The sequence below is a fragment of the Flavobacterium sp. 1 genome, from assembly GCF_002797935.1.
Lineage (GTDB): Bacteria > Bacteroidota > Bacteroidia > Flavobacteriales > Flavobacteriaceae > Flavobacterium.
The window spans coordinates 3107648-3131428 of the sequence record NZ_PGER01000001.1; the positions used below are offsets into that span (position 1 = coordinate 3107648).

A 23781-nucleotide genomic window follows, 5' to 3' on the forward strand; every position below is an offset into this window, starting at 1 on the left:
TTCATTATTTGGAGCAGAAAGAATAGGATTTTTTGCCGGCATGGGTCCCGCTATACGTTGCAATCTTATAAGTCTCGTTGAAAAAACGAGACTCACAAGGATTTCCACTTCTATCGGGGGCTAAAGGGAAATATTTTGCATTTTTGGTTTTACTTTTTCACAGCTTCATATTTATCCGGAAAAGCAGATTCTCCGTCCAAATTATTCACTTTTAAAACATCAACATTTTTGCTTTCAACAGCATATTTAAAATAATCCTGTTTGTTCTTTCCCCAATTCACCGAACAATTTTGAACTTTTATATTTTCTGCAGTGTCAAAATAAAATCCCGATGTACTTCCTTTTACAAAACCCTCCATTTTTGATGGTCGGCGATCATAAACTCCTCCGGGAAAATTGGATATTTTATCGATAGAAACATTCACTCCTTCAAAAACTATATTTTTAATTTTATCCTTGGATTCTCCGCTGACATAAACTCCGTTTTCACCAGTACACTGAATGTTGGTAAAATAAATATTGCTTATTGCCCCCACTTTTCCTTCGGTTGCACCTTTTGGAAAACGCCAGTTTGCATCTTTATGATTGCCGCTTGCTCGACTGTAGGCCGTTACATAAATAGGTTCTGCTTTTCCCCACCAAGTATCTGTTGTCAATTTCCCTTCAATAATCATATTGGAGAAAATCACGTCGCTCACCGTTCCTTCGTCCCGATTTTGAATACCTACCCCGCGGTTGCTGTTTTTAATAATGCAGTTATTGAACACAACCTGTCTGATGGCATCCATATTTTCTGAACCAATCTTAATGGCACAACTGCTGCTGGTCATCGTACAATTAGTAACCGTTATGTTTTCGCAAGAACCAAATTCTTCAAATTCTCTTCTGTTTTTTAGGCAAATGCAATCATCACCGCTTTCGATATAACAATCACTAATGCGAACATTCTTGCTGTGATCAATGTCAATTCCGTCGCTATTACGGACTTTCAAACTGTTTAATAAAGTAATACCGCTAATGACAACATCGTTGCATCCCACAAGATGAACGGTCCAATAAGCCGAATTTCCAATATGAACATCTTTTATCCTGATATTTTTCCCGCCTATAATTGTAAGCACATGAGGACGCGGATCCAGCACATTGAAAGGCTTCAGCACATAAGCATCATCCTCTTCGGCTCCCATAAACGAAATTCCGTTTCCGTCAATTTTTCCGCTTCCGCTAATGGTAAAATTCTCGATATTCTTGCCGCCAATCCAAATTGTCCCTTCACCTTTATTAGCACGAAAAGCACTTTCTGTATATAATTTTTCATCCGGGCTTGCCAAAATTTTAGCGCCTCCTTCAATATGCAAATCCACATTCGATTTTACATTGAAAGGTCCGGTCAAAAACGTAAACGGAGCCGGAATCAATACTTGCCCTCCTGTTGCACTACATGCATCAATGGCTTTTTGAATCGCAGCAGCGTCATTGGTTTTGCCATCTCCCTTCGCTCCATATTTTTTGACATCATAGACTTTTTGGGCAAAACCAGTCAATGAAACACAAAAAACAATTACAGCAATTACAAGTTTCTTTATCATTTGTTTTAGTATTAAAAGACTATTTTCAAATCCTTATTTAAAATTTTAATCAATCCGTTTTCGAATAAATTACTTAATCCGACATGAAATTACCAAAAAACAGTATATAAAGCTATTAATACCCCGCTAATAATGAATGATCCGATGACAAACTCCGAGGACACTTTGAACATCGCTGTATCCACTTCTATCTGGTGTGTTTCATGCTGCTCTTTGGATTCAGGTTTTAAAAGACTAATAGCCACCATTAGCAATACTATGATAAAGAAAGCGATCGTCATTCTGTCCAAAAAAGGATAATCAGGAAAAGCACCATTCGTCCACATTGGCAGGAACTTTAATACTGCGGCGATAGGAACTGTAAAGAAAGCACCGGCAAGCCCTGCTGAAGCTGTTGTTTTTTTCCAAAACATTCCCAATAGAAAAATAGCAAGAACCCCCGGCGAGAAGAACCCAACATATTCCTGTATAAACTGATAGGCTTGGTCTAATGATTTTAATGCCGGAGCAACTAGAGCCGCAATAGCCATACAGATTACTACACACCATCTTCCGGTAAGCACCAGTTTTCTTTCCGATGCGTTTATATTAAAGTATTTTTTATAGATGTCTAAAGAAAAAATTGTGGAAATACTATTGGCTTTACCAGCCAAAGAAGCCACAATCGCCGCTGTTAAAGCTGCCAAGGCTATTCCTTTTAATCCAGCAGGCAATAAATTCATTAATGTTGGATAGGCATGATCAGGTTTTAAAGTCCCTGCGGCATCTACCATTTCCTGCTGAAACATTCCGTTTTGATGCATCACATACATCGCGATACCCGGTAAAACGGCAATAATAGGAACCAACAGTTTTAGAAAAGCAGCAAACAAAATCCCTTTTCGAGCCGTTTTCAAATCGGCGCCCAAAGCTCTTTGAACAATGTACTGATTGCATCCCCAATAGGCCAGGTTATTAATAAGCATTCCGCCAATAAGTACAGACATTCCAGGAAGTTCATTATAATGAGGACTAGATTTATCAAATATCATGTGCAGATGATCGGGTGCTTTTTCCGCTAAAAGAGAAAGTCCTTTAAGTACGTCTCTGCCAAATCCAAAATGATCTGACAGCAGAACCAAAGACAAATAAGTAGTAACCAAGCCGCCCAATATCAATACTATAACTTGGAAAATATCAGTATATCCTATTACTTTCATTCCTCCCAAAGTAACGATAACTGAGAACAGACTCAATCCTATAACACAAAATTCAAAACTGATTGGTGCGATTGACGAAATTGCCAAAGCTCCTAAATAAATAATGGAAGTAAGATTTACAAACACATATATCAACAGCCAAATTATGGCCATTATGGTACTTACGGTATCATTATATCTTTTTGCCAAAAATTGCGGCATTGTAAATATCTTGTTTTTAAGATATACCGGCAGAATAAATACAGCTACCAAAATTAATGTAGCGGCCGCCATCCATTCATAAGAAGCAATAGCCAATCCGAGTGCAAAACCAGAACCGCTCATCCCGATAAAATGCTCTGCCGAGATATTAGACGCAATCAATGATGCGCCAATAGCCCACCATGTCAGTGATCCTTCGGCCAAAAAATATTCTTGTGAACTGGTAGATGTGTTTTTTTTGCTTCTGTAAATATACATTCCATAGGCTGTCACTAAAACGAAATAAATAAAGAAAACTATATAATCTGCGGTTTGCAATACATTCATAATTAGGCTGGTTTATTTTTAGTTAATAGATGTAAATTTTGACTTAAATATTTTTAGGTTTACCCCATTTAAATCTTTAAAAAGGATACTTATAATCCTTTAGTTGTACTCATTTAACACATAGACATAGTTTTGACTACTTTAAAAAAGATGTTTAAGTTTACAAACAATACACAGCATCAATGTGAAAATTTATTGTTTTTAAAAAAAACAAAACTATAATTTCAAAACCTATGTCTCTTTGTGTTAAATAGTTATTTTAATGAATTGTATCCAATGGATTTACATTTCATTTCTGTTTAGACTTTCAAAAACCATTTTCTTTTGTACAGAAAATAAAGTAAAATGAGCTGGACAAACGTTACCGACAATGCTGTAAACACAGGCTGCCAAATAATAGGAGAAAACTTAATGAGTCCTCCAAATACAAAATCTGCAGTATGCCCAAAATTGACCAGACCTTCGGATGCCATGTATATCAGAATAGAATTGGAACCAATCAATATCAAAGGGAATGCCCATTTATTGAAACCCAATACATCAATTATCAGATAAAAAAAAGTAAAAAACAAAATACTGAATCCGCCCACAAAACACACAAAAGAACTCGACCATAAACGTTTATTGATTGGAAAATCATAATTCCAAAGAATCCCTATTCCTATTAAAACAACTGCTGATAAGATCATTATCAATATTTTTTTGCTTACCGCAAAATCATTTGCTCTGCTTTTCAAAAAAGTTCCTAAAAACATTCCTAACAAAGCGGTGGCAACAGCTGGTATCGTTGAAAACAAACCTTCGGGATCATATACTTTGCTATGCAGTCTGCCCGGCAAAAACTGCTGGTCAATATAGCTCGAAAGAGAACCTTCCGGCGTTAAAATACCAGCCCCGAAGCCAGGGACTGGTATCCACTTCATTACTACATAATAACCAACCAAAATGCTCACCAACCAAAGCACTTGTTTTTTTATATCAAAATTTAAATAGATAATTCCTGCAAAAAACCAAGCAAGCCCAATACGTCCCAAAACGCTGGCAAACCGAGTTTGGTCAAACCCATCAAACCGCAATAATCCATTGACAATAAATCCCAACAGCAATAATTTGCATGTCCTTTTTAACATGGACAAGTATATTTTTCGTTTTTCCTCTGCTGGTAATTCCATTGGTGTGCTAACACCTGCAATACTCATTTTCTTCTCAAAAGAATAAGGCATCGAAACACCAGCAACAAATAGAAATATGGGAAATATCATGTCATAAAACGTAATGCCGTTCCAGTCTGTATGATGCAATTGTGATGACATCCATATAAAAACAGGAATGGGTGCGGCTTTGGCCAAGGCATGTACGATATGTTCTCCGCTCATAATCCATAACATGACAAATCCTCTGAGTGCATCCAAAGAAACTAATCTTCCATTTGTATTAGTATTAGTATTAGTATTACCCATATTTTACTTATTTAAAAGCATATTACAACTATTGGTTCCTCTCCATGAGTACCACCTTTTTAATGATATTTTTTTCGTCAATTAAAGATAAGTCATACAATCGCTGGGGGATCAATTGTATGACTTGGGGGGAAATCTGAATAGTGCAGCAACAACAGAAAAATTATTGCTAATACTTATTTTCTATTTTATTCTGTTGGTTTTATAACAAATCCATAGCTGTATTCATTTTGCTTCAATAAATACTGTTCATGCGGATATAACCCCCAACTATTGTCTCCTCCTAATCCCCGTTGGGCTAAATCCACGCAGACAACGACTTCTTTTCTTGCTGTAATGTCGCTAACGTGCATATTCTTTTTGGTCAATCCCGGGTCAAAATCACTAGGATAATTATTCAAAGTACTCATACATATTGGCTGTAGTCCTTTTATTTCAAGCCCATTACCATTACTGTTTGAAAGTTTAAGCCAGCGGACATCTGTTTTATATCCGTTTTCCTGCGGACGTGTGTAGGGCACATATTGGTCTGCGACTTTACTTTGATAAATACCTTTGATTGATGCTGTATTTCTGTCCGAATAATTTTCCCATGGCCCTCTTCCGTAATAATCAAGGTTTTCCAGCGAATTTTTAAGAGAGAAAATCATTCCAAAACGGGGCATGTCCGGCAAAGGAGCATTTCCTTTTTTGAAAGACGGCTGTACCTCCAAAGCTCCGTCATTGCTCAATGAATATTTAATTGCATAATCCGAAAAAACATCATTAAGCTTCATTTTGGCGACAACACTGCTTTTTCCATTTTCCTCAATCACCTGAATCGTTTCCAAAGTGTAATTTTCACCAGCTGTCCGCCATATATTGTTTCTTATATTCATTTTATTCCCAAAATCATTATCTGTTGGAGCTCTCCAAAAATTGGGTTCTGGATATTGTTTAAAATATTCTTCTCCTTTTAGGCTGTAATATGAAATTAATCCCGTCGTTTTACTGATCTTGACTACAACATTATTGGCACTCAAAATAAATTCGTTTTTTTCTTCAGTAATCTTTGATGAAGGATTTGCCTGTTCCGCTTTTACAAAATAGTTTTCCCCTGACATAACAAACTGCTCTTTTGCAATTTCAAAATTTTGAGGCAATAATTCCGAACCCGTTTTAGTATAGGCAAAAACATTCAACAGATATTCTACTCCTTCTTTTGATGCCAATTTTGGTAAATCAATCTTAAATTGTTTTTTTGATTTCGGATTCAAATCAACATCAATCGTTCCTTCTTTTATGCTTTTGCCGTTTTCTAAAACTTGGTATTTAAAGCTGTACTGATTTAAATTTGTAAACCCAAAATCGTTTATTATTTGGATAACTCCATTTTTCACATCGATTGGTTCAAATAAAATATCCTGATATACTTTTTTTACTTCGAAAGCTCCCGGGTGCGGTGTTCTGTCCGGCCAAACTAATCCGTTGTGACAAAAATTTTCGTCATTTATATAATTTTGGCTTCCTAAATCGCCACCATAAGCCCAATACTTGCGTCCTGCTTCATCTTTCGTTTCGAATCCCTGATCGACCCAATCCCAGATAAATCCGCCCTGCATATTTTTGCTTCCTCGAATAATATCCCAATATTCCTGAAAATTTCCGCTGCTGTTTCCCATTGCATGCGAATACTCACACATGATAAACGGCCGGTCAACTTGCTTGCGCGCCGCATATTCCTTCATGTAGGCAATAGTTGGATACATTGGGCATACAATATCTGTATTTGCGTTTTCTTTTGATTGTTCAAACTGAACCAATCGGGTATTATCCCTATTTTTTATCCATTTGTAAGCATCATAAAAAACAGGTCCGTTGGCACATTCATTCCCCATCGACCAAAGGATTACCGATGGCGCATTTTTATCTCTCTCTACCAAACTGTAAATTCTGTCCAAATGGGCTTCTCTCCATTCCGGAAGATAAGAAGGCTGTGTCTTTGGATTCATAAAACTTTGACCTTCCACTCCCATTCCGTGACTTTCGATATTAGCTTCGTCAACCAAATACAAACCGTATTTATTACAAAGTTTTACCCATAAAATATTGTTAGGATAATGACTGCAGCGCACCGAATTGATATTCAGCTGTTTCATCAGCTTGATGTCTTTCATCATGGTAGCTTCGTCTTGGTAATGCCCAGTTACAGGATTATGCTCATGAATATTGACACCATGCACCATCAGTCTCACACCGTTTACCAATAATTCTCCGCCTTTCAATTCTACTTTTCTAAAACCGATTTGGGTAGAAACTGTTTCAATTATACTGCCGTTTTCATTTTTTAGCGTAAGCAGTAATGTGTATAAATTTGGTGCTTCACTGCTCCATAACTTTGGACTGGAAACATTCGCTGCAAAATTGACTGTTTGAATTTTATTAGCCGGAAAATTTACCTTTAAATCTTTTACAAAAATATTCTTGCCGGAAGCATCAACCAATTTAGCTTCCAATTGCTGATTATTTACTGCAGCAGAAGACAGGTTTTTCAAATTAACTTCTACATTCAAACTTCCGCCTTTGTAACTCGCATCTAAATCAGGTTTTGCAAAAAAATCAGCAATACGAATGTCATTGGTACTATACAGATAAACATTTCGATCAATGCCCGAAATCCTCCAAAAATCCTGATCTTCCAGATAAGATCCGTCGCTCCATCTGTAAACTTCAACTGCTACGCTGTTACTCCCTGCTTTTACATATTTTGTAATGTCAAACTCAGCAGGACTTTTTGTGTTTTCCGTATAGCCAACTTTTTCTCCATTTACCCAAATATACATCGCCGAAGTTCCTGCTTCAAAATGAAGATAAACATGACGCTTATCCCAGTTTTCGGGCAAAACAAAATCTCTTTTATAGGATCCGACAGGATTATCAGAATGATTGATAAATGGCGGATTTCGATCAAAAGGATACGTAATATTAGTATAAATTGGAATGCCATAGCCATTCAATTCCCAGTTTGAGGGAACCTGAAGTTCTTTCCAGTTTAAAGTGCTGTAATCTAATTTATAAAAATCTTTCGGGCGTTGGTCTGGTGTGGGTGACCAGGAAAATTTCCATTTTCCATTCAGCGAAAAATACCAAGGCGAGCTGGCATAATTATCGCTGATTGCCGATACTTCGTCTGCATACGGAAGAAATGATGCTCGTGCCGGTTCCCGATTAATCTGAAAAACACCCGGATTTTCCCAGTCGTTTTTTTCCAGTTTTTCTTGTCCCTCAACAGTTGCCCCATAAATTGCCAACAGACACCATAAAAGTATTTTAGATTTTATTTTCAGCATTTATTTTTATTTTAAATGTAACCCAACAGTAAGAAGCGAATAAGTGAAGTTCTTTAAAACTTCAATTTTTCAGGCAGATATTTAGCCACTAATTCTTTATAATATGGAAGTAATGCTTTAACATCTGGTCTTACTGGAGCCTTTGTATATAAATCATAAGGATTGAACTTTTTGACCCATTCGAACATTTCTGTATCTTTCTCGTTCATTAAATGCGCATAGGCATTTTCTCTATGCTGTGAGTAAAATGAATGATATCTAATCATGTATAATGCTGGCTCCGGCAAATAATCTTTCATTATCTGATACAGATACTCATCATGTCCCCAACTCATCTTTACATTATCAAGTCCGCAATTTTCGGTATAAACGCCCAATTTAGTATTGAAACGCTCATCGGTATAATCTGGATTTTCGTTGAAAAATTCTGAATACACAATTTTATCTGAATATGCACAGCCTACAGGAAAAGTATCTCCTACAACAGCCCATTGCGGTTCACCAAACAGACATAAAATTTTTCCGAGATCATGGATAAAACCAGTAAGCACAAACCAATCTGGATGACCATCTGCTCTAATAGCTTCTGAAGTCTGTAAAAGGTGCTGTGTCTGGTCTAAATCAATATCCGGGTCACTGTCATCAACAAGCGTGTTCAAAAAATCTACCGCTTCCCAGATTGACATTTCTTTTTTATTGAACTGCAGAAATTCTTCCTCTTTACTGCACACAAAATCATAAGTTTGATAGGTGTGATTCATCCTATAGAACTCTTTAACCGTTTCTACTCTTTCTGAATCTACATAATTTCTAAACTCTTCTTTTTCTTTTGTATTTTCTGCTGGATCTGGATAACGTATCAATAAATCATCTTCCCATTCGTCCAAATTCTTTAGCGGTTTATCTGTATCTATTATTTTTTTCATGTCTTTTAAATTAAAAGTTACAAGACAAAAATATAGTTTCACCTAGGAAATGAAATGGATTAATTCATCAAAAATATGGATATATTTCAATTAGACGGATGATTCATACCACTTTAGAACATTAGCCGCTAATTAACTTGCTTGGCGGAAATCCAAACTGTTTTTTAAAACATCGGCTAAAATATAAGGGGTCATTAAAACCTACTAATTCTGTTACTTCAGAAACATTATATCTTTTTGTCTTTAAAAGCTGTGCTGCTTTTTTCAAACGTATGGTTCTGATAAATTCATTCGGAGCCAAATCTGTAAGCTCTTTAATTTTTCGGTATAATTTTGAAGAGCTTACTCCTAATTTATCACACAAAAATTCTGTTGACAAATCAATCTCGTCCAAATTGTCATTTATCAAAGCCGTAATTTTTGTCATAAACTCTTCGTCAATAGGAGAATGTGTAAGCAAACCGACCTTGCTTTCTACTTCGCCAGAGAATTTTTCCTTTAATTCTAATCTTGATTTTATAATATTTTCTATAACTGTTTTAAGTAACGAAGGTTCAAATGGTTTTACGATATAACCGTCTGCTCCAATACCGTATCCCTTTACCTTATCTTCATTTTCAGAAAGTGCCGTTAATAAAACAACCGGGATATGGCTGATAAACTCATCCTTTTTTAGTTCGGCACAAAATTCGAGTCCGTTCATAACCGGCATCATGACATCAGCAACACATAGTATAGGTTTAATCTGCCTGCAGATTTTAAGTCCTTCCATTCCGTTTTCTGCGTCGTAAACTTTGTAATAATCGGATAAATAATCCACTAAATATTTTCTAAGTTCCGTATTGTCTTCAACAACTAATATTTTTTGTTTTAACTCTGTATTTTGAAGTATCTTTTTCACCGTTTTTTCAGGAATAGACATACTCAGATTGCTGGTTTTTAAAACATATTCGAATACTTCTTTATCATTATAAAAACTGCGGTCAATTGGAATTTCAACTGTAAATGTACTTCCGCTTCCAGGTGTGCTTTCAACTTTAATATTTCCCTTATGAAGTATTACCAATGATCTTACCAATGACAGACCAATTCCTGATCCTGTATTGTGTGTTTTACTGCTGCTGACCTGATAAAAGCGCTTGAAAATTTTCTCCTGACTTTTTAAAGGAATTCCTATTCCGTTATCGCTTACTTCAATAACTAATATATTTTCTCCGTCTTTTAATCGGATAAACAAATCTACTGTGCCATATTTATTTGTAAACTTTAAAGCATTGGATAAAAGATTGTATAAAATTTTATCATACTTGTCATTATCTACCCAGCCAATTATAGTGTCATTTTCTGTGTTAAAGTTTAATATAATGTTTTTATTGAAAGCCAGTTCTTTAAAAGAATCAAAGATATTTTTAGAATAGGCAACAATATCCGTTTCTGAAGCTTTAAGTTTTAATTCTCCTGCCTGCGCTCTTCTAAAATCCAGTACCTGATTAACCAAATTTAGCATTCTGCTCGCATTCTGATGAATCAGATTATACCTGCTTTTTTGATATTCGCTGGCATTTCCTTCTTCCATTAATTGTTTGGCTGGCCCTAAAATCAGAGTCAAAGGTGTTCTTAACTCATGAGAAATATTTGTGAAGAAACGGAGCTTTTCATTATTCAGCTTAATATCCTGTTCCCTGTTTATTTTTTCGGTCAGTAATTCCTGTTTTAATCGGATACGGTTTCTGATTTCTTTTCTAACAAAATAAAAAACAACAGATAACAGCACTAAAAATAACAGCAGGGCCATTGGTGTCAGCCAGAAAGGCGGGCGGATTATTATTTCATAAGAAACTGTCTTGCTCCAATGCCCGTCACTATTGCTTGATTTTATTTTAAAAACGTATTTCCCCGGAAAAAGATTGGTATATTGAACAGTTCTTGAATTACTATTCGTAGTGATCCAGTCCTTATCAAAACCTTCCAGCATATATTCAAACCTGTTAAGCTTTTCATTTGTAAAAGAAGGTGTGGAAAACTGAAGCGAGAAATCGCGGTTTTTATAACTGAGCTCCACCTTTTTGCTGTAATTTAAATCATTCAAAAGCGGTACTTGCCCATTAATTTCTGTTCTTGGGAATATCTCTTCATTCTGAATTTTGAATTCAGTAATAATAGGCGCTGGAGACCATTTATTATTTATTATTTTATCAAGCGAAAAATAAATAATCCCATTTTTACTTCCTAAATAAATGGTCGAACTGTTAAAATTAAAAAAACTGCTTGAACTGAAAACATCCAGTCTGTTACCGCTTTTTACATGGTAAACATTTACATCTTTTAAATTGGATTTAAGTCTTGCAATAGTATTGTTATTGATATTTAACCATAAATCCCCATTGATGTCCGATAACATATCTGTAATCCAATTTCCGGATAGTTCTTTGGGATTGGCAATGGGTTTAAAATTATCATCTAAGCGGTCATAAAGACACAAACCTACACGTGTAGAAGCCCATATTCTGCCTTTTGAATCAACCAGAATATCACTAATATTATCATCGTGGGGTATACCTTTCTCTTTTGCATACAGCGCCTTATATATTTTAATCTGACCCGATTTAATATTGTATTTCGCAACGCCTGTTTCTGTTGCAAACCAAACATTATTAGCATTATCAGTTTCGATGGCATTGATTTGAAAACCTGGAAGTAATTTGCCCGAAGCAGTTTGTACCTGCAGTGTTTTCGTATTTAATATAACCGCTCCTTCTCCAAAAGAGCCAATCATGACAGTTTGTTCCCCAATCTTATTAAAAGCAAATACTGGTGTTGTATTAAATCCTACACTAACCTCTTTTGAAGAATTGTTCATATAATTATAAACCAGCACATTGCCGTTCCAGAGCCCGCAGTAGAATATTTTTCCATCATCGGAATAAATACTTGCCATGTCTTTTTTACTGTCATATAGAGGAATGAAACCTTTAGCATTAGATATAAAAAGTCCATTGTGCCTTGTTTCCACAATTATTTTTCCATCATAGGTTTTAGAAAAACCGCGTATGCGGGGAGCTTGATTTCCTATATAATTTGATATGTCTTTATTGAGAACAAACTGGTTTTCATAAGGATCGTATTTGTCTAATCCGTCCTCTGTTCCAATCCATAAAACTCCGGAAGAATCAAAATACAATGCCGATACTAAATTGTCAATTATTGAGGTATCGTCAGATAATTTTGAATAATACCATTTATAATTCCCTTTTTGTATGTCTTCCAATTGACTGCAGACAAGTAAGCCTCCTAGAGTCCCAACCCAGTATTTCCCGTCCGGAGCCTGTGCCACCGACAAAAAATAAGGTCCTAAATTATTCCTTATTTCTTTATTTTCAATATACAGATTTATAAATTTATTTGCTGATTTATCAAGTTTATACAAGCCTTCACGGGTTCCTATAAAAATATCAGACTTAGCATTTTCATAAATAAAATTAATGTACGGATTCTTTCCGCCAGAATTAGGTACGATTAAAGCATAATTATTAATGCGTACAATTTCGCCTTTACTGTCTAAAGTAATTTTTGCCACCGATCCGGTTTCATAACTGCCAACCCAAATCCCTCCTTTTTTGTCTTCAAAAATTTCATTTACATATTCAAATCCAGGTATTGAAACTTTTTCGAATCGGTTTTCTTTTAGAAAAAACAGATAAACTCCTTTGGTTTTGGTTCCTACCCAGATCCTTTTAAATTTATCTGCATGCACTGCTCTGATTTCTTCGTCCGGCAGACTTTTTGGATTATTTATTTCCGGCAAAAAAGTAGTGAACTGGTCGGTGTCAATTTTATAAAGTGTCAGTCCTTTTCTTGTGCCTATCCATAAATTATTGGAGGTTTCATCAAGCTCTAAAGCTGTTATATCATCATTCTGCAGTCTGTTTTCACTTGTCGAAGAACTCATGTATTTTTTAAACTGATAGCCGTCAAAACGATTCAGTCCAGAGAATGTGCCAAACCATAAAAAACCTTTTTTGTCTTGAACAATATGCCTAACAGAATTATGAGACAATCCATTGTTGTCATTATAATGATCAAATTTTATATTCTGTGAATGCGAAAAATAAAAAGTGACTAAACTAAAAAATAATATAAAGGAATTCTGTTTCATAAAATGATTTATATATGCAATTTACAATTTTTGCACCAATAATTTCAAGGTTTTTCTATTGGCTTATGCGCTCTATCTGACTGTTATTCAGATTAATTTTAAAATGATTTGAAGGCTGTCCATTCATTGTTTTCAGCACTATTTTTGACCACAAAACCAATTTCCCGTCACCCGATTTTTCTAACTGCTCGCATACCATTTGGTATTGCTTTAATCTCTTAGCGCCAATTTCCGGAATGGCTAATTCATCAGCATTTTTTAATCTGTAAAAATCAAATATCATATCAAAACCGGTCCATGATTCAAAATCTTGGAGAGTTAAATTATTGGATGACAATACTGCATCAACTGCTAAAGCATTTTTGTTGATTTGCAATAAATCTTTACCGGAAAGTTTTAAAATAGAAGCTAAAAAATCCACCGGAAAATCTTCTGGCAAAAACCGAAGACGCACTAATTCTTTCAGATGCCATTGGGTGAAATCTTCATAATCTTTAGCTTTCAGAATCTCTTTATTCCAAATATTCGGGCTTTTTATATTTTGCAGATGGGCGTACTCTTCTTCATAAAAAGGGAATAAACTGTTAAACTTTGGAACAGAACCCACCACGACCGTTTCTACCTCAACTTCAGAATTAGAATGAACAATCAGTATTTTATACGCTGGCATATAAGCGGCCAAGGAAGGCGTTTGAATATTAAATAAAGTATTGCCTTTTGCAGTTGTCCGTACTCCCGTATCGTTAATGTGCATGTGTCCTCCAAAATGAATCTGGATACCTGCATCGGCAAATGTCTGGGCAACTTCTTCATTAGGCACTCTGTCCAGCTGCATTTTATTGGAACCAAAAAGAAGCTTCATTTCTGGTGAAGTATCATCGTTAAAATCGACCATCGGATAATGGCTGAAGGCAATCAGTATTTTTCCTCTTTGTTTTGCTTCTGCAGCCACTTTTTTTACCCAGTCTATTAAATGTTTTTTATAAATGAGCACATTGTTATAACCAATGCTTGCGCCTGAAAAATCATGCGGATTGTCTGCCAATCCTGATAATTTTTGATTTGGGACATACGCATTGGCATCGATTGCCAAAAGCCAGACTCCTTTTATTGGTTCAACCAAATAACTGGCATCGGGAAGTAATAAATTGGTGTTTTTAAGGACATACGTTCTATTTTCTAATGCGGATGCTTTTAAAGCTTTATCAAAATCATAGTCTTCATACCCATAACTTGAAAAAGGCGTTTCCCAATACAAATAGTTTTTTTGTGGAAAGAAACCAAAATCCGCCATTACATTCAATGTCTCTTTGTAGCCTCCATTTTTTATATCAGAAGTAATAATAGGTTCCAATTGATTCTCCTCTTTGGTCAAGTTAGTTCTAGAACTGCTGATTATTTGTTCTTTACCGTCTTTGCCTAAAAAATCAGTTTTTGCCGCCTCCTGAGAAAAAGGCCGTACCGCATCATGGTTTCCTGTTGTAACAAAAAATGACATGCTGTATTTTTTGGAATACTCATCCAGTATTTTTCTCAATCCTCTCACGTGAATTGGCTGTCCGTCATCACTAAAATCCCCAGGAAGCACCACTTGCTTAATTCCTCTTTTCGAGATATCATTCAAGGCTTCCAAAAAGGCAAAATAATTTTCATTGAAAATTCGGGTAGAATGCAGCTGCGAGTTCATCGTCCTGATATTAGCATATTCGCCCGTTACCGGATTTTTGATTCCCTGATAATTATTGTCTTCAAATTTTGGAAAAATATCCTGCAGATGAACATCAGCAATGAAAGCAATTTCCAGAGAAGGCTTCATTTCTTTTTGTTGTGATTTACAGGCATTAAAAGAAAGTAACAGCAGCATCAAACCCGATATTCTTAACATATAACTTTATTTTCTAATTATTTTATTCGTTCAAAAGTATTGTTCTCAAAAGAAATCTTGAAATCCGATTTAAACAATTTGGATGGCAGATAATAATCGGTTGAGATGACTTGTGCTCCAGATGCTTTGGCTTTTTCAAACGAAGTATAATCATTTGTTCTAGCCTGCTTGGTATCAGAATCTGCTCTGGTGCGAACCATATAACCTTTAGCCACTAATTCTTTAATATAGTCAAAATCCTTGATTGGGTCATTTATAATTCGGAATGCTGCTTCGGGATTTCCCTCTTTACTGTTAACAAATAAAATTCTGTTTTTTAACGAAAAATGATTTTCTAAATACCGATTGATTTTTTCTTCTTTTTCATCTAATACAAAAAGGAAACGCCCTTTCACGGCATTCAACTCCGGCCAGCCCTTTTTTAGAATTGCTTCTTCTAAAGTTTTGTGTTTTCCTCTAACCAAATCTGGTGTAATAAGCTGTTTAGCAGAAAAAACGCTTTTTATTTCTATATCAATGCTGTCCAAAGCTTTTGCAGTAAAAGGCAATGGCTTACGCAATTTTTCGATAACATCATCTTTAGTATTCATCAAAATAAAAATCGGCGTGTGATTCGGGTGTTTATCAGACCATTTTTTCAGAGCCAATAAGCCTTCCCTAAACAATAGATAATGACTTCTAAAATCAATATCCTGAATATGGAACATTTTCAAACCCGGTTTTTTAAGCTTTTGCTCTTTATCAAAAGCCATAGGTTCCTGCCCTAAATTTTTTACTATTTCCAATCCTTTTGGATTCGAGTAATAGCCACCGTTGGGGTCATATAAAACATCCAATTCTAAATTTCGTAATCCTAAATCCAGTTGTTCTTCCAAGGGAATATGACTATACTGCAGTGATTTTGCTCTTGAAGAATCCAGTTTAAACAAATAGTTGAACAAAGGTTCTTCAATAGCGATTTTATAAGAATTATGACTGCCAATAACCTGAATGTCATTAAGATGTACACCATCATTTGTAAAACTGCAAATGATGACACCTAAAATTAATAGAACAGGACAATATTTTCGAATATTTACAATCATCATTTACTCTTAATTTCAAGTTTCTGTTCCAATAATTGATCTTCCAAAACGGCTGTAACAACGTTATTAAAGACAAGTTGTTTCTGTTTTTCTTTCGGAAGATCTACTGCTTCCATTTTTAAGTTTTGAACATCATCAAAAACAAAAGCTGGTCTAAAATCAGCATCCTCCAATGTTAATTTGATATTTTTCATACTTAATCCATTTACATGTCTCACATAAAAACCATAAGCAGGCAATTCACCAAACATAGAAAATTCAGGATAATCTTTTACTGCTTCCGGTACTTGATTCAGTCGGTTTAACGGAATATAAGCCATTCCTTTTGAAGCTCTTCCCGGATAATTTATTTCAATGTTTTCTAAAGTTACATTTTCGACTGCATAACCTTCCAAACCAACTATTGAAGAAGGAAACGGATTATGGAAAAAATCAACTTCCGGCCCTCTCAAATCATAATTGCTGTCTGGACGGCCAAATGGCACTTGAACTTTTATATTTTTTATAGACACATTCTTTATACTTCCCGGTTTATCGCCGCTTCGCTGTCCCAACCGTATAAAAATGGCATTACCTGTATTTACTGCTTGTATGTTTGAAACATCAATGTTTTCAATAAAAGCACCATCTACAGATTCTAATGCAATGGCTGAACGAAAAGTATCGAGAACCTTAATATCTTTGATGGTCACATTTTTAAATCCGCCAAAAGAAGCGGTTCCAAATTTTATGGCACTGGCACTGGATTTAATCGTACAATTGGCAATATAAACCGAATCATTATAATATCCGGGGTAATATGATTTTAGACAAATACCGTCATCGGCAGCATTTATATCGCAGTTGGTTACCTTCACATTTCTACAATCCGTGATATCTATTCCGTCGTTGTTCCAATACGAGCGGTTCACAATAGTAAGATTATCGAGCGTAAGATTACTGCATAATTCAAAGGACAATCCCCAGCAGGAAGCTTCTCCTGCTTTCAACCCTTCGATTAAAACATTATCACACTGCGAAAAGCGAAGCAATTTGGGTCTCATGGTTTCGTTTGGCCTGTTTCTGCGAATGCTGTATTTTGGGTCAACAGCAATACCGGCATGATGAAGGCTGTCGATATTCAAAGCCAATTTTAAACCCTGACCGTCTATTTTTCCTTTTCCTTTGAGTGAAATATTATTTGCTTTATGCCCTAAAATTAAAGCCATTTGGGAGTTGTCGTCATTTTTTAGAGAAACAGGTCTTCCCTCAAAAGCCATATTAAAGTAATCTTTGGGATTTGTGCTTCCCAATAAAACCGATTCTTCTTCAAAATATAAGGTTACATTACTTTTTAATATAATGCTTCCTGACAAAAAGATGCCTTTAGGAAAAACTACCACGCCCCCTTTATTTTTGAAAGCAGCATCAATTGCTTTTTGAATAGCTGTTGTATTGACCGTTTTCCCATCTGCTTTTGAGCCATAATCCGTAATCAGAAACTCCTTTTGAGATTGAGTTACTTTTTGCGCATGGCACTTAAATCCAATTAAAAAATGACTGACCAATAAAGCAATAAAAAACAGTTTTAGCTTAATTTTTGACATTTTATTCTTTTATTATTTTACAATTTAAACAAGAACATACTAAACTAAAACCGTTTTCCATTGGCTCAAATTAAGGATAATCAGTCTATTTTATATAGGCTTCTAATTTATCCAAAGTATTTAGTTCCTGTTCTCTTTCGCTTGAAGATATAATTTTTGTTTCTAAAGACACAGTTGGCTTAGAGATCAGCAGATACTGAGTTCCGTCATCTGTATTTTTTACATAATCTTTAGGATTGTACTTTATTGCTGCTCCAATCCCTATAACTTCAGCAGCTACGTCTTCAGGATGTTTTCCCCATACGGCGATATAATTAGCTCCTTTTTTGGTTTCAAAATCTTTAAAATAATTTACTCCGGTAACAAACTGCACTTTTTCTCCAGTTAAGCTAACGGCTTCTACTTTAGCCTCTCTTTTTCCAGAAAATACGGTTACACGAACTAAAATATCTACTTTTTTCCCTTTGTAAGGAACTCCTCTTGAAATCATTTCCATCCATGAAGTAGTGTCTGTTTTTCCAACACGGGCTAAACGATTCGTAACCGGATTCAACGGCAATACTTTTTCTCCGTCCCAAAGGCGTATTCCTCCTAAACCAACAGTAGATGCAACTTTATAATAATCAGCTCCCCATCCTTCTTTTTGCTGTTCCGGAGTTGGATACCATTGTGCTTTTTTCAACTCTAAACCTGCTTTTGCTTTATTATAAACGTCGATAGCCACTTTATCACTAAAATAAATTCTCAATGCCATCCACTCGTTTTCGATAGCAGGTCCGTGATGCCCGATTGTCTTGTATAAATCCCCTGATTCTGAACCTATATCAGTCAGGTATGTTATTTTTTCTGATTTTTCGGCCTTCATATACAAACTGGTGTCTGTATTATTTTGTCCAAAACAAATACAGCAAAACAGCAAAGCGGCAATAAATGATAATTTCATAATTTCAATTATTTATGGATTAATTTTAATTTTCGTAAAATTAAAACAACCTTTCAAAAATACATGAAGAATTCCTTGATATTATTAAGAAATTGTCATTTTATGATGAAAAGGCGTAAATCCTGTAATGTAAACATGCTCGCCATTGGTACGCAGACTGCCCTGATGATAAGTATATTCTTCACTGTCCAAATTTTCTACGTTTAAATGTTCGCATTTTCCTGGTCCAAACTGTACAGTATCTGCTCCCAGCGAAAGCAATCCCATTTCGGATTTAAGGAAATAATTCTTTTTTTCGTCCATTATGGCTCCAGTTATATTACTTCCTTCCTTGAAACACATTTCGATTGTCACTTCAACATTTGGAGGACCGTCAACTTTAAAATCTAAATTCAGCGTTCCATTGTCTTCAGTGATTTCGATTACCGTAACTTGTTTTTTCACATTGCTTTTAGTTCTGGAATCAAAATCCATTTTATTCCAAAATCGTCCATCCGGTGATTCGGATAATTTATAATCACCATCAGCTTTGCGAAATTCTTCCGCTAGAGGCTGGTAATAATCTGCTTCTTTAATCTCCTTCAAGATGTATTTATTTCCTTCTTTTACAATACCATCACTGCTAAAATAGCCCAATCTAAAAAACGAAGTGGACAGACGCATGTATTTTAATATAGCATCGCCTTTTCTATACATCAAAAAGTTGGGATTTGAGGATCTTCCTGAAACAACCATAATCGGTTTATCATTACCTCCAAATAGTGTTACAGAAATTTTTCCGCGTCTGATTCTTGCCAAATTAGATACTGCAAAAAACTTTTCAAAATCATTTACAACCTTGCCCTCAACAGGTATTTGTTTTCGAAATTCCTCATTTTCCATAAAAAATACCAGCGAATCCGACAGTACATCATTGATAAAACTTGGAAGATTTTCAATAACAGTAACCATATAGGCAAACATTGGATTATTAGTATGAATTGCCATATAACGGTATTGCAAATAAAATTTAACGACAGTCAGATTCATAAATTGATCCTGCCTTTTGGAATTGACAGTAACCAAATCTCCGTTGGTTTCTGTATGATAATAACAGGTTGTCAGATTTTTGCTGACTATCTCCAATAATTCCGGTTTATGCAGCAAACCTGCCATAGTAATTAACGCTTTGTCAATAACCGCAGAGTAAACACCGCTTCTTTCTGAATAATCTCCATCTTCATTGATATAAATACCTTCAGCAAGCCATTCATTAATTCTTCGAATATATCTTGGATCCGGATACAGGGAATTGATATTTGCCAAAGCTGCACAAATAACCCATCTGTGATTTGGAGTATGAACGCCTCCAGTAATCATAGCTTCTCCTGCATTTACAATAAACTTTTTCAATTTGTCTCTCAGTATCTCTAAATCTTTTTGCTTTTCCAGATTTAAAACTGCTGCGGCGGGACATATATATTCCAAAATAAAAGCTGTATCGGGTGGAGACTGCATATTTCCTCCAGCGTCTAATGTACCATCAGGATATTGCTCTTTCAGCAGAATATCTATTGCCTGATTTAGTTTATCGGCCAAAAGTTTGGACTTGTAATATTCGGATTTCGAATTGGAAATTGAAGCAGCCATAACTGCTATGGAGCTTGCTATAGGACGAAAATTACTTACTCTTATGGTTGGGTCAAGTGGCGCTTTATTCAATATGCTCTTCACTTTGGCATCATTATTCAAAATGAGTTTTTTCATTAATTGAATATCCTCTTTTGCCGTATTGCTGTTTAAAAAATCATTTGCAGAAACAATATCACTAACCAAAGCCCCCGCTAATGTAAAGCCTCCTAGTTTGATAAATTCTCCACGGCTCATTTGATGTTTCATACTGTCGTTCTTTAGTTGGTTTAAGTTAATATAGGGGCGTTTATGAAAAATTAGACATTAAATAATTTAAACACATAGAAACATAGGTTTTATGTTTAAAAAAGAATACGAAAAAGAAATACATTTCTTTCACATAGATAACTATGTGCATTTTAAATAAGTGAAACGCCTACTCTTAAATCTATAGAATCTATGTTTCTATGTGTTAAAAAACCACATTAACTTCTTACTTGTCAACTACCTTTACTAATGTCCAATTTATACCAAGCGGATTTTTCGTCATTTTGCAGATTAAAGGAAAATCAGGATTTTTCATTATCCACATTTCAGTTTCATCTATCTGCGCCACCACATGCAAAGCATCAACTGATTTTCCGTCAATTGAAACACTGCTTTTATCGGTATTTGTATCTAAAACATAAGTGGTATTGTTATAAATAAACTTATTGTTTTTTAGTAAATCCTGATAGGCTGACCGCGAAATCATAAAAAATGTTTCAGTTGGCTTTAAATTTAAAACAGGAGAAGTTTCACCTTGATTATAGCATAATGCATTTCCGTTTTTCAAGCCTTCCGGCAATGTTACAATACTGCTTTTTACACCTCTTGTATCCATATTCAATACAAGTGTGTCCGTAACCTTTTTCGCTGTTAGCGACAAAGTCCTTGTTTGACCATGAAGCTTACAGACATAATTTAATTCTGTTTTGTTTTTAATCGTGGGCATGTAGTCTTGTGCTTTCACTACTTGAAAAAGTGAACAAAAAACGATTGCTAAAAATATATTTTTCATCTGCTGCTTATTTTGTTGGCGGTAAAATAGTTGTTCCCCATGCCGAAGGTTTTGAATCCATTTCTAAAATCAATTCGCCACCCTTAACAATATCTTCGTGTAAAATCCATGCTTGGTTATAAGGCTTTCCGTTTAATAAAGCCGATTTTACATACTTTTTAGTATCACTTAAATTTTTGGCCGTAATCTTAAAACTTTTACCCTCTTCCAACTGCAGAATCGTTTCTTTAATTAAAGGCGTATTCAGTAAATAATAAGGCTGACCAGCGTTTGGATATAAACCCATCATGTGAAAAGCCAACCAAGAAGACATCGCTCCCGAATCGTCATTTCCAGGTAAACCCTCATGGGAAGTATTGAAATTCTCCTTAATGATTCCCCTGATTCTGTCGCTGCTTAAATAGGGTTTTCCAATCCAATGATACATAGTCGGTGCTAAAAAAGAAGGCTCATTGGAGACATCATACAATTTAGTATCAAAAAACGTATCCAACCTGTTTTTAAAGGCCAAATCACCACCTGATTTACGAACAACTTCGGGTAAATCATGCGGGATACTTAAAGAATATTCCCAAGAAGTTCCCTCATAAAAAAAAACGCACCAATGACAAACGTACCAAGGAGATTCAGTAATTACCGGAGTATATTTATACGTTGGCTTTTGAATTCTGGATTCACCAAAAACAACATCATCCAGCCATTTACCAGAAGCATCTTTGGGCATTATAAAACCTTTGGCACCATTGTTTTCATAATCGGCTCTCCATAAATTCTTCCAATTATCGGCTTGTTTCATATATCTATCATAGATTTCCATATGATTCAATCCTTTGGCAACTGTAGCAATATTATAATCGTTGTAAGCATAATCTATCGTACGGTTTCCAGCGCGGTCAATGCCAAAAGGCACATAGCCCAACCGCAAATATTCCAATAATCCGCCACGTCCTTCTCGCTCTTCATTGCCTCCTGGAGGAACTTCGGCATCTTTCAGCATCGCTTTTAATGCCAGCTCATAATCGATTCCTTTTAGATTTTTCACAAAAGCATCGGCTAGCACAGTCTCGGCATTGGAACCGCCTTGGGTTCGGCCGTTATCATTCCCGCTTCTGCCTTCCGGCAAATAACCCTCACGCTTGTATATATTCAGTAAAGCATTTACAATTTCGACCTGTCGCTTAGGATCAATTAGCGTAATCAAAGGACTTGAAGTTCTAAAAGTATCCCAAATACAATAAAAATCATCGTAATAAGGTTCATCATTCGTCCACAAAGGATTTTCTCCTGTTCTATTTACAGGCGCCAGCATAGTATGATACAAACCAGTGTAAAACATTTTTTTATATTCTGCGGAAGTGTCAGGCGACAGTTTAATACGGCTTAATAATTGCTCCCATTTATTTTCCAAATCAGCTAAAACCGTATTAAAATCCCAGTGCGGAATTTCTGTTTCAATATTGTTTTTTGCTTTCAGCTCGCTCAAAAACGAGATTCCGATTTTAACGTTCAGTTCTTGTTTTCCTTCTTTACCAAAAGAAACTAAAACAGCCGTTTTTTTCCCTGAATCAAATTGCGCCGATTGATTGACGTAAAATTTACCGTCTTTCCAAGTAACATATTTCGCAATTGGCTGATCGAAAACAGCCCAAAAGTAAACCGTATAAGCGCGGCCGTTATTCCATCCTCCATTAATTCTGCTGTATCCCCTAACTTCGGTATCCGAAACAATTTCTATTTGGGAACCAACAAATTGCTGGGCTTCTCTTGCGTAGGGTTCAGGATTTTCTCCCAAGAAAAAACCTGGGTCAATCTTTAACTCTTTGGTTGTGTTTTTAGGATACGTAATGCGATAAAAAGAAGTTTTCTCAGCTGTTGTTATTTCAGTCTTTATCTGATTTTCTTTGAAAACCGTTTCATAATAACCCAATTTCACATTTTCTTCAGCCCTATGCGACGTTTGGTCTAATTTATCTAAAGCTCCTGAAAAAGGCATAATCTGTATATTTCCGTATTTAGGACCACCGCCGGTTCCGCTAACATGAACCTGACTGAATCCTGTTACTTCCGTTGGCAACGGCAGCCATCCGCTATTAGGTCTTGATGTACAATCCGGACTTGGTTTTACCATACCATAAGGACAGGAAGGACCGATAAATACTCTGCCATCCCCTTCTGACCCAATCATGGGATCTACATAATTGTGCAGCTGATTTTGGGCATTACTCTTATTAATAAAGAATAGCGATATCGCTAACATTATAACCTTAGCACACATTTTCATTTGCATATTTTATTTCTTTGCAGTTTTTTACATCTATTAACTCCCTCGTCCAATTTTTCATAAACACCATAGAAACATAGAATTTATAGTATTTGAAAAGAATTTGATCAGCTGTTTTCTTTTTACATAAAAACCTATGCAAA

Annotated in this window: 13 protein-coding genes; all 13 read right to left on the minus strand. The window is 35.5% G+C overall.

Annotated features, from left to right (window positions below):
* Window positions 1-149 precede the first annotated feature (149 nt).
* Entirely contained in the window at window positions 150-1589 is a 1440-nt protein-coding gene (locus tag CLU83_RS12450) for a glycoside hydrolase family 28 protein (RefSeq protein WP_100431909.1), read from the minus strand.
* Between the two features lie 89 nt (window positions 1590-1678).
* The gene (locus CLU83_RS12455) at window positions 1679-3316 is read right to left on the minus strand and encodes a sodium/solute symporter (RefSeq protein ID WP_100431910.1); all 1638 of its coding nucleotides are present in this window, start codon (window positions 3314-3316) and stop codon (window positions 1679-1681) included.
* A 299-nt stretch (window positions 3317-3615) separates the two neighbouring features.
* Window positions 3616-4776, minus strand: coding sequence for an acyltransferase family protein (locus CLU83_RS12460; RefSeq protein ID WP_100431911.1), 1161 nt, complete (start codon window positions 4774-4776; stop codon window positions 3616-3618).
* A gap of 188 nt (window positions 4777-4964) precedes the next feature.
* Window positions 4965-8105 carry a glycoside hydrolase family 2 TIM barrel-domain containing protein gene (locus CLU83_RS12465; RefSeq protein ID WP_100431912.1) on the minus strand — a complete coding sequence of 1047 codons (3141 nt, stop codon included), beginning with the start codon at window positions 8103-8105 and terminating at the stop codon, window positions 4965-4967.
* 53 nt (window positions 8106-8158) lie between these two features.
* Window positions 8159-9031: an inositol oxygenase family protein gene (locus CLU83_RS12470; RefSeq protein ID WP_100431913.1), complete on the minus strand. Its 873-nt coding sequence runs from the start codon at window positions 9029-9031 to the stop codon at window positions 8159-8161.
* A 121-nt stretch (window positions 9032-9152) separates the two neighbouring features.
* The gene (locus CLU83_RS12475) at window positions 9153-13187 is read right to left on the minus strand and encodes a two-component regulator propeller domain-containing protein (RefSeq protein ID WP_100431914.1); all 4035 of its coding nucleotides are present in this window, start codon (window positions 13185-13187) and stop codon (window positions 9153-9155) included.
* A 55-nt stretch (window positions 13188-13242) separates the two neighbouring features.
* Window positions 13243-15072 (minus strand): metallophosphoesterase, encoded by a 1830-nt coding sequence (locus CLU83_RS12480; protein WP_100431915.1) that lies wholly within the window; start codon window positions 15070-15072, stop codon window positions 13243-13245.
* A 17-nt stretch (window positions 15073-15089) separates the two neighbouring features.
* Complete coding sequence (locus CLU83_RS12485) at window positions 15090-16160, minus strand: phosphatidylinositol-specific phospholipase C1-like protein (RefSeq protein ID WP_232727091.1); 1071 nt, start codon at window positions 16158-16160, stop codon at window positions 15090-15092.
* Window positions 16157-17743, minus strand: coding sequence for a glycoside hydrolase family 28 protein (locus CLU83_RS12490; RefSeq protein WP_100431916.1), 1587 nt, complete (start codon window positions 17741-17743; stop codon window positions 16157-16159). Before CLU83_RS12490 ends, CLU83_RS12485 begins: the two co-directional genes overlap by 4 nt.
* A gap of 85 nt (window positions 17744-17828) precedes the next feature.
* Entirely contained in the window at window positions 17829-18686 is an 858-nt protein-coding gene (locus CLU83_RS12495; protein ID WP_100431917.1) for a DUF4861 family protein, read from the minus strand.
* An 84-nt stretch (window positions 18687-18770) separates the two neighbouring features.
* A complete protein-coding gene (locus tag CLU83_RS12500) occupies window positions 18771-20564 on the minus strand; it encodes a hypothetical protein (RefSeq protein ID WP_100431918.1) in 1794 nt (597 codons plus the stop codon).
* Window positions 20565-20790: 226 nt separating this feature from the next.
* The gene (locus tag CLU83_RS12505; protein WP_100431919.1) at window positions 20791-21357 is read right to left on the minus strand and encodes a hypothetical protein; all 567 of its coding nucleotides are present in this window, start codon (window positions 21355-21357) and stop codon (window positions 20791-20793) included.
* Between the two features lie 7 nt (window positions 21358-21364).
* The gene (locus CLU83_RS12510) at window positions 21365-23638 is read right to left on the minus strand and encodes a GH92 family glycosyl hydrolase (RefSeq protein WP_100431920.1); all 2274 of its coding nucleotides are present in this window, start codon (window positions 23636-23638) and stop codon (window positions 21365-21367) included.
* Window positions 23639-23781: the final 143 nt, after the last annotated feature.